Origin of the sequence: Ancylomarina sp., from assembly GCF_041555295.1 — a bacterium.
Lineage (GTDB): Bacteria > Bacteroidota > Bacteroidia > Bacteroidales > Marinifilaceae > Ancylomarina.
On record NZ_JBFFKR010000123.1, the window covers coordinates 1 to 9,794 of the forward strand.

Below are 9,794 nucleotides of genomic sequence, written 5' to 3' on the forward strand. Positions count from 1 at the left end.
AAAAAAAACGGCCCTCTAGAGAGCCGTTTTTTTATATGCTTTAAGTTTAATTACTCAACAATAGCTTTGAATTCTGCATTTTCAAAAACTGTATAGAATTCAAGATCTGACTTAGCGAAAGCTTTCAAAGAAGCATCCTTAGCAGTAGCTGATTTCAAGTTAGAGAAAATTAAGTTGTTGTTGTTAGTTCTTGCACCAACAATAGCTTTAAGGTAATCAACCATAGCGTCATCACTTGTGTTCTTGTTCAATTTCTCAAGAGCAATAGTGTATTTTCCAGCTAAGATATTTGCTAAAGCAGAGTTTACAGCATAACACTCACCAAACTGCTGAGTTGCTAAGTCGTACTGAGCTTTCATAATTGCAACGATACCTAAGTTATAGTTTACTTCTTGACCTGCACCTGTAGCAGCACCAAACAATACTTCAGCTTCAGCAACATTACCTTTTACCAATTCTACAGCACCTAAGTTGTTTTTAACAACTGGGTTGTTAGCAGAAAGTTGATCAGCTTTGTCGAAGTTAGCTTTAGCTTCGTCGATTTTTTTCATTCCGAATAAAACCATACCCGCATCGTTATGAGCTCTCCAGTCACCAGCAAATTGTTTCTTAGCGGTGTTGTAGATAGCTAATTTTTCGCTTGCTACTTCAGTAAGAGTTGCAGCATAAAGCAATTCTTCAACGTTCAATTCAACAGGATTGTTCTCAGCAAGATCTTCAATTACTTCGTCTGATTTACCAATGTTATCAACGTTTACTAAGAATTTAGCTCTTCTCAATTTAGGAAGAATCTCTTCTTTCACTTCAGAGAAAGCAGCAGAAATATTTCTGATTTCTTTTTCACGTACTTCAGGATCTGTGTACATTGAAAGAACACGTAGAATTAATTCTTTATCTCTGATGTTAGATGCTTTCATTAATTTTTTGAAACCATCCCAGTCTTCTGGAGTTACATTAGACTTGAAGAATTCTTCGCTAGTGTAATCAGAAAGCTTCGCTTTCTTCATTGATTTCTTCACATACTTAGAAGAAGTTACCTCACGCTTACCAGCTAATTTTTCATTGAAATCTATTGCTCCATCAGGTGATGCATATGCAGAAACTTCAATTCCTTTATATTCTTTGTTAGCGTCAGCTTCAATAGTTTTGAAGTAGTCGTTTAGAGCTTTAATATCTTCGCTTTTCATTTCTGACCAACGAACGTTAGCGCTGTTGATTAGGTAATGAAGATCAGCTTCTTTAGTTTCAGCAATGATTCTTTTGAAAGCATCTTTACCAATAATGTTGGCAGGCTTGTTTTGAACAAGAGTAGCAGTTGCTTTAACACCTTGTGCAATTTTTACAGGATCAAAATCCAATGACTTTTCACCTTTTTGAGCTGTCATTCTAACCTCAAGATCAGAAATACGCATTGCTGTTTCGTAATCGACAGTTCCTTTGTAAGTAATTGTTTTACCAGTCTCGTAAGGTACTACCATAGCATTTCCTTGAACTTTTTCACCTTGAAGAGTTTTAGGAGCAAAAGCAACTTCTCCACCTTCGAATTTCAAAACAGGAGTTGCAATTAAAGTCGCTTTCTTGTTGAAATAGTTAGCAGGTATTCTAACGCTAACCTCTACATCAACTTTTCCTGCGTGAGTTTCAAGAATCTCAGGAGTCACACTGTAATCAATGTCACTTGCATTTTTTTTCATCTTACTCATTCCAGCACAACCAGAAAGTAAGGCACCAGCTAGTAGCATAGCTGCTACGTGATTAAGTTTGATTTTTTTCATCATAATAACTTAAATATGTTGTTGTAATTAATTAAAACGTGTATGGAAACAAATTTAAGAAAAATTTATTCACCAAAAGATTCTATTTTGATTAATGTTAAAATACTTATCTGTTAGATTATGACTCTATTAAGACCTTTGTTGTATTTGGTATTAAAGATCACATCACAGATTTTGGAGTAGTCAGACTTGTCACCAATAAAATCAATGTTATTCGTATCGATAACGAGGAAATTGAGATCTTGTTGTTGTTTGAAGAATGAAAAATAACTATTCTGAATTTTCAAAAGATAATCTGCTGTTATGTCTTGTTCATAATCCCGACCTCTCATTTTGATGTTGTCTAATAATTTGTCCACATCTGAATGGAGATAGACATATAAATCGGGTTTAGGTAAAGAGTTGTAAATGATGTGAAAGAATTGACTGTACAGCTTATATTCATCATCTTGAAGTGTCTGTTTTGAGAAAATCAATGACTTCATAAAGTAATAGTCAGCAATGGTGAACGATTTGAATAAATCTTGTTCGCTCAATTCATTTTTTAATTGATTGTATCTATCGGCCAAAAATGACATTTCGAGAGGGAATGAATATTTCTCAGGCTCCTCGTAAAATTTAGGTAGGAAAGGGTTATCCGCAAACTGCTCCAAAATGAGTTTTGCATTGAATTCTGAAGCTATCTTGCTTGATAAAGAGGTTTTTCCGGCACCTATATTTCCTTCGATGACGATAAAATTATAATCCATTAAATGTGTGTTTCTGATTTGGACTCGTAAAAATATAAAATGCTGTTTAAATAATAGACTTTTTAAAAAAAAGAGTAGCCATTGTTGATAAAAAGATCAAAGTGGCTACTCCTGTATATTCTTGTTGATATGCTTTAAGTTATTTTATATCAGGGCTTATATTCATGTTGTAAAAGATGAATGACCAGATATCTGCATATTCCTCAATTTGCTTTGATGTTGGCATGCCAGCACCATGGCCTGCATTCGATTCTATTCTTATTAGAATAGGTTCTTCACCCTTATATTTTTCTTGCAGAGTGGCCATATATTTAAATGAATGAGCTGGCACCACTCTGTCGTCATGATCGGCAGTTGTTACCATTACAGCAGGGTAAGCTTTATTTTCGATATTGTGAATAGGAGAGTACTTATAGAGATAATTAAACATCTCTTCGTTATCCTCACTGGTTCCGTAATCGCCAGCCCAAGCCCAACCAATTGTGAATTTATGATAGCGAAGCATATCCATAACACCAACTTCGGGAATAGCAACCTTAAACAGATCGGGACGCTGATTGATAACAGCGCCTACAAGTAAGCCTCCATTTGAACCACCTTTTAATGCTAGTTTTTCAGGATTGGTATATTTATTTTCAATTAGGTATTCAGCAGCTGAGATACAATCATCAAATACATTCTGCTTTTTCATTTTTGTACCAGCCTGATGCCAATCTTCGCCATATTCGCCACCACCACGTAAATTCGCAACAACGTAAACACCGCCATTTTCTAACCAAACTAAACGTCGAGGTGTGAAGTAGGGCGTTAAACTGACGTTGAATCCACCGTAGCCATATAGTAAACATGGATTATTTCCATCCAATTGAGTTCCTTTTTTGTAGATAATAAACATAGGAACTTTAGTCCCATCCTTACTTGTGTAGAACTTCTGTTCTGTTATAAAATCCTCAGGATTGAAATTGATTTTTGGCTGATAAAATATTTCTGATTTCTTTGTATCGAAATTGTATTTGTAGGCAATTTCGGGTGATGTGAACGATTCGAAACTATAAAAAGCCGTTTTCTCATCCTTCTTTCCAGAGAAACTTCCAGCTGTACCAATTCCAGGTAGATCAAAATCATATTCGAAGCTACCATTCAAATTTAGAATTTCGATTTTTGAATAAGCATCCTGCATGTAAGTGGCTATAATTTTGCCACCCGCAAGCTTTACGCCACTCAAAACATTCTCTTTTTCAGGAATGACGTCTTTCCAATTTTCTTTTGATGGATTTTTAACATCAACAGAAACTAAACGGTATTTCGGGGAACCATTATTGGTATACATCAATAGGCTACCATTTACATCATCAATAATATTGTGATCGAAAGTTAATTCGTCCGTAATCAATTTAAAATCGGCTCCTTTTTTATCCAGTTCTTTAAAATAAAGTGCATTCCCATGTGAGGCAGACATGGCCGATAGAATAAGGTATTTCTCATCATCGGTAACAGAAGCTCCATATAAACGTTTCGGGAATTTTGAATCCTGATAGATGAGTTCATCTTCAGATTGCTTGTTGCCTAGCTTGTGATAATAGACTTTATGGTATTCATTAGAGTTCGATAATTCGGTACCTGCCTTTGGAGCATCGTAAGCACCATAGAAGAAACCATCTTTATACCAGGAAACGCCTGAGAATTTAATCCACATTAAATGATCGCTGATATCTTCACCAGTAGCAATGTTTCTTACAAATACTTCGTTCCAATCCGACCCTGATCGAGCAACTAAATAAGCTAAGTATTTGCTATCGCTGGAAACAGATATCCCTGCAAGTGCAACCGTTCCATCATCAGATAATTGGTTTGGATCGAGTAGAACACGAGCTTCATCTTCAAGTTTTGATTGGACGTATAAAACGGATTGGTTTTGTAAACCATCGTTTCTATAGTGGAAATACAAGTCGCCTTTTTTAAAGGGAACACCAACCTTAGGATAGTTCCAAACTTCGGTAAGTCGTTCTTTTATCTTTGCTTTGAAAGGAATTGCATTTAGGAAGTCATCAGTCACCTTGTTTTGCTCAACAACCCAAGCCTTTGTTTCTTCCGAGTTATCGTCTTCTAACCATCGGTACGGATCGGCAACTGTGGTGTTGAAATAAAGATCAGTGGTGTCAACTTTTTTTGAAATGGGGTAGTTCATTTTTGTTCTTTCGTTGGAACAGGAAACCATTATCGAAATGCAAAATAATGGCAAAATAAGTTTCTTCATGATTTGAACTTAAGGATTAGAAATAGAGTTTAACTCGGGTTGCATCAGTATTATTCATAGATTAATGATCTGAATAAAAAATGATTGTCTTAAAGTTAGAACTATAAATCTAATATCTCAATACAATGTTTGGAACGATATTTAGCGCTGTTCTTATTGTTTTGAATACTAAAGCTGTTTTCCTGTTCGGGCTTGGTGCTTATCTTTTCTAGCTCCTAGTACATTTCCAATCACCATGCCTACACCTGCACACAAGAAGAATACGTGGGGATTGAAACTGTAGAATGTTCCGTAACTCACTAGTAATCCAAAGGCCACCCCGACTATGGTGTAAATGCCAGAGTAGGTATAGGTGAAATGATGAGCTTGGTATACTTGGTGTGCATCTTTTAGATGCTTGATCAGTTTTTCAACCCTTTTTTCGTACTCGCTTCTATTCACACCAGATTTGTTTATCAGGCGATCGAGATCGTTTACAATTTTCTCCAATTCGATTTTAGCATGCTTACAATCCAAACAATTTTTGTGTTTGGTATTATCAAGTAGTGCAGCTATTCGCTTTAGCTTTTCGATTTGATAAAAACGATAATCCTTAACAGAGATATGTTCGTCAATTTGATTATCAATGTTATTGTTGATGCTGTCGAGCCAGGAGTTTTGCATAGAATAAAAATATTTTGAGCAAATTTAGTGAAATAAAAAGAGAAACGTTCATGCCTTTTTCTTAAGCTTTTAGGCCTTTAGAATATATGTTTTCAATGATTTTATGGATATGCTTTTACTTAGTTGTATGATTGGGATTTACCTACTACCTTTGCCTATTCAGAAAAAATAGAATAATAAGTAGAAAAATGGCAAAGCAAAGACAAGAAATGTTGTTCGGGATTAGAGCAGCAATGGAAGCGATTAATAGTGAAAAAGAAATTGAGAAGATATTGATTCGTAGCGGTCTTGCTGGACCATTGTACAATGAATTTTTCGAATTGGTTCGTACAAAAGATGTGCAATATCAATTTGTTCCAAAAGAAAAGATTGATGCACTAGATCAAAGGAACAATCAAGGTGTTATTGCTATAATTGCTCCAATTGCTTATCAGGAAATTGAAGATGTATTGCCAGAGATTATGGTTGGAGGTAAAATTCCTTTGATCTTAGTGCTTGATCAGATTACTGATGTTAGAAACTTTGGTGCCATTGCTCGTTCTGCTGAATGTGCAGGTGTTCAGGCGATTATTATCCCTTTCAAAAATTCGGCTAAGGTAACGCCAGATGCTATTAAGACATCGGCTGGTGCTTTATACAATATCCCGGTTTGTAGAGTGCAAAACTTAAAAACTTTGGTTCGTACTTTAAAGCAAGAAGGTATTCGTATTGTTGCAGCTACCGAAAAGGGAGATAAGGTGTATACTGAGGCTAATTTGACTTTGGCAACCGCTATTATTATGGGATCAGAGGATGTTGGTATTGAAGAATCTTTATTGCGTCTTGCTGATGAACAAGTGAAGATTCCAATCTTAGGTTCAATTGAATCTTTAAATGTATCAGTTGCTGCTTCGTTAATGATTTATGAGGCTGTTAGACAAAGAAGTTTGTAAGTACTAGGTCATCTGACCATGCAAGATATTCCAACAAAAAAGTCATTCGATATTATATCGAATGACTTTTTTTATGACTGAATTTATTTTAATTAAAGAGATTTATTTGTGCTCTTTAGATTCATATTTTCTATAGTTGTAATAAGCCGCTGCACTCAATACGATAAGAATTCCAACCGTGTAATACACCCAAGATGGAACAGGAATTGGATCACCTTTTGCGTAAGAGTGAAGTCCTGCGAGGTAATAGTTTACTCCAAAGTAAGTCATGATGATAGAACTATAGGCCCATACAGATGCAAGATTGAAGGTGAAGATTGATTTTAAACCAGGAATGTAGCGCATATGAAGAACAAAACTGTAAACCAGAACGCTCACCAAAGCCCAGGTTTCTTTTGGGTCCCATCCCCAATAACGTCCCCACGATTCGTTGGCCCAGATACCACCTAGAATAGTTCCAATAGTTAGACTATATAAACCAATAATCATGGTCATTTCGCTAATTCGACTTAACTCAACAACTGTTGTATCAATTCTAGTTTCATTTTTTTTGTTTTTCAAGACTATTAATAGGAGGCTTATCATTCCAAGAATAGTTGCCAAAGCAAGGAAGCCATAGCTACCTGTTATAATTGCAACATGAATGGTTAACCAGTACGATTTTAAAACAGGAACCAAGTTGGTTATTTCAGGACTCATCCATGATAAGTGAGCTACAAATAAAGTAAGACCAGCTAATACCGAAGTTGCTGCCAAAGCAAACTTCGATTTACGGGTAAATAAGAATCCCGCAAGAAGACAGGCCCAAGCCACATAGGTCATCGATTCAAATCCATTACTCCAGGGAGCACGACCCGCGATATACCAACGAGCACCTAAACCAATGGTATGCATTAAAAAGGCAACACTTAGAATGATAAATGCAATGCGGAATAACCACTTGATTGACATTTTAGGTGTTATAATCTTCGCAACTAATGCAATAATTAGAATGAAACCAATAAGAAGGTAGTAAGGGAATAATTTTTTGAAAATATTGATATTGTTGTAAAGAATCTCAGTTTTGATTTTAGTTGCCGATGGCATCACTTCTTTACCATAGGTATTCTGATATTTCTTGATCCCATTAATATACATATCTGCTGAGTCGTAATCATGAGCTTTAAGAGACTGACTAAGCATTAATATCGACTTCTTAATGAATAATGAATCTTCACCTTGAACATGAATAGGCTCCTTTGGATGGTACCATGCATGGTTTTTATCTTTAGGATCGGGGAATAGTTTTAGAAACTCACCTGTAAATACCATATAACTAATATTTACTCTTTCGTCAACCGAGATAATCTCCTTGTCGTAAGCAGTTCGATTAGCGGGCTTACGAGAATAGGCATCCTGAACTTTTTTTCCCAGTTTGTATTGGCCTCTTATATCAAGGAAATTGGCAAAACTTGCATATTTTCCACTTGCTCCAATCTCTCGAATTAAGTCAGGGTTGCTAACCTTTATAAGTGGTGTTTCTTCCCAGTTCTGAGGATCGATAATCATACTCAGGAATACTTGATCAGCATTAAGACCATCAATACGACTCTTTTTACTGATTTTGCGAATAACCTCACTGGCTAAAGTATTGATCGGTTCGAATCGCCCTGTTTTGTCTTGAACAACCAACTCTCCAAAACTCTTTGCTTGCTCTAATGGCACTTCTATTCTGTTTCCATCTTGAGCATAAGTTGTAACACTACCTCCCAAGGCTAAGATTAGAATAAGAATTGTTTTCAAACTTTTACTTTTCATCTGACTCAAAGCTTTAAAACGAGTTCCAGATGCTATTAGTGACCAAACCATACCTACAATCATTAAGAAATAACCAAAGTAAGTCACCATCATTCCCCACTGATCGTGATTAACTGAAAGTACTGTACCACCCTCGTCGGTATCATATGATGATTGGTAAAAGCGAAAGCCCTGATGTTTTAAAATATTGTTCATATAGATACGGTAATCTTTCTTGATGGAACTTAAAGTGTCAATCAAAGTTACTTCGCTGGCAAAAGAAGATGGACTCATAGAACCAGGATAGCGTTCAAGCTGAAAATCGTTGAGCTTAATAAAGAAAGGCAAGTTTAAATATTTTGAGCCATAAGAAACGGTAACATTTAAACCATTAATTTGTGTTGTTTCTGGTGTTCCTATATAGTCTTTAAAACCTTTTACGATCAATTCTTTTTCTTGCTCTCCACTTTTAACATCGAAAACTAGAACCGTTGGTGCTTTTTTATCCTGTGTATTTATATATTTGTATTTAGCAGAAGGGTAAAAATCTTTAATGATTAAACGAATACCATTAATTTCGTACAGCTTCCTAGGTCCAATAGTGTACCATTTGTTGCTTTCCATTTGAACACCTTCTCCACCCATCATATTCAACTCTTTAATCGGGTAGGGACTCTTTATTCTTAAACTATCGGAATAAGAGAAGTTAGTGGCGAGTTCAGTCTCTTTTTCGCCAAATGAAAATAGATTTTCACCAAGCACTTTATTGCTGTTATAATCAAGACTGAATGTTTGCATGCCTTGCATTTTGTTTTCTGTTGTTGCAGCAAATGTTATCACAGGTATGCCACCTGCCTCTTCAATAAGACTGGTTGATGCGTTTGGAATATAATGTTTAAGACTGACTTTAATGTCCTTGTCATTAAGCGATAGTTTCTCATTTAGGCTAACATTACTCAATGCGCTCATATTGAATTTTACAGATTCCTCTGTTTTATTGCCATCCTCTTCAACTATTATATCTACATAGCTATCGGTGCTGGTAATTTGGCTTGTGGCCTTTCCTTCGCGGATATGCATACTACCTTCGTAACCTACATAGCGAGTAATTCCAGATCCTAAAAGAATAACGATGAACGCGACATGGAAGAGTCCCATTGACCATTTTTCTTTTTTGTAGAGTTTATACCTATAGATGTTAGCAGCAAGGTTTACTGTAATTAAAAACAGTAATATTTCGAACCAGGCTGCATTGTAAACAACAGCTTTTGCAGCTTGAGTCCCAAAATCATTTTCAATAAATGTGGCTGCACCAATAGAAATCGCAAAAATGGCAATCAAGGTGCCCATCATTTGCATAGAAAAGAGAAAGTTAAGTAGTTTTTTCATAAGTTGTATGTGTAATATAACCCATTGAGGCTTATTGGGGATAAAAACGTCTTTTTTAAATTAACGACTTGAAGATAAGATTTTCCATGTAAATTAAACTATAGGTAAACGATAATTCGAGTATAAAAGGTCTAGTTTAGAATATCTAGCTCCTAAGTCGACAGAATGCTTATTAAGAACGGAAATGAATTAACAAACGCTAGATATGAGCAATTATTTTAGAAACGATTGATAATCAATGAGAGGAAAAAGA

General features: G+C 35.6%; 6 protein-coding genes. 1 reads left to right on the top strand and 5 read right to left on the bottom strand.

Translation table 11 applies throughout. The features are described 5' to 3' along the window. Positions 1-50: 50 nt before the first annotated feature. The 4 genes from ABY905_RS09985 to ABY905_RS10000 form a co-directional block, all read right to left on the bottom strand. Positions 51-1,775: a tetratricopeptide repeat protein gene (locus ABY905_RS09985; RefSeq protein ID WP_372643165.1), complete on the bottom strand. Its 1,725-nt coding sequence runs from the start codon at positions 1,773-1,775 to the stop codon at positions 51-53. Between the two features lie 113 nt (positions 1,776-1,888). Next, entirely contained in the window at positions 1,889-2,524 is a 636-nt protein-coding gene (locus ABY905_RS09990) for a deoxynucleoside kinase (protein WP_372643167.1), read from the bottom strand. Positions 2,525-2,663: 139 nt separating this feature from the next. Beyond that, positions 2,664-4,781: a prolyl oligopeptidase family protein gene (locus ABY905_RS09995; protein WP_372643169.1), complete on the bottom strand. Its 2,118-nt coding sequence runs from the start codon at positions 4,779-4,781 to the stop codon at positions 2,664-2,666. Positions 4,782-4,949: 168 nt separating this feature from the next. Continuing rightward, entirely contained in the window at positions 4,950-5,444 is a 495-nt protein-coding gene (locus tag ABY905_RS10000; RefSeq protein ID WP_372643171.1) for a hypothetical protein, read from the bottom strand. A 188-nt stretch (positions 5,445-5,632) separates the two neighbouring features. Between ABY905_RS10000 and rlmB the strand changes: the two genes are divergently transcribed. Continuing rightward, the gene (gene rlmB / locus ABY905_RS10005) at positions 5,633-6,376 is read left to right on the top strand and encodes a 23S rRNA (guanosine(2251)-2'-O)-methyltransferase RlmB (RefSeq protein WP_372643173.1); all 744 of its coding nucleotides are present in this window, start codon (positions 5,633-5,635) and stop codon (positions 6,374-6,376) included. 102 nt (positions 6,377-6,478) lie between these two features. Here rlmB and ccsA read toward each other — a convergent pair whose 3' ends face one another. Next, positions 6,479-9,541: a cytochrome c biogenesis protein CcsA gene (ccsA, locus tag ABY905_RS10010; protein ID WP_372643175.1), complete on the bottom strand. Its 3,063-nt coding sequence runs from the start codon at positions 9,539-9,541 to the stop codon at positions 6,479-6,481. Positions 9,542-9,794: the final 253 nt, after the last annotated feature.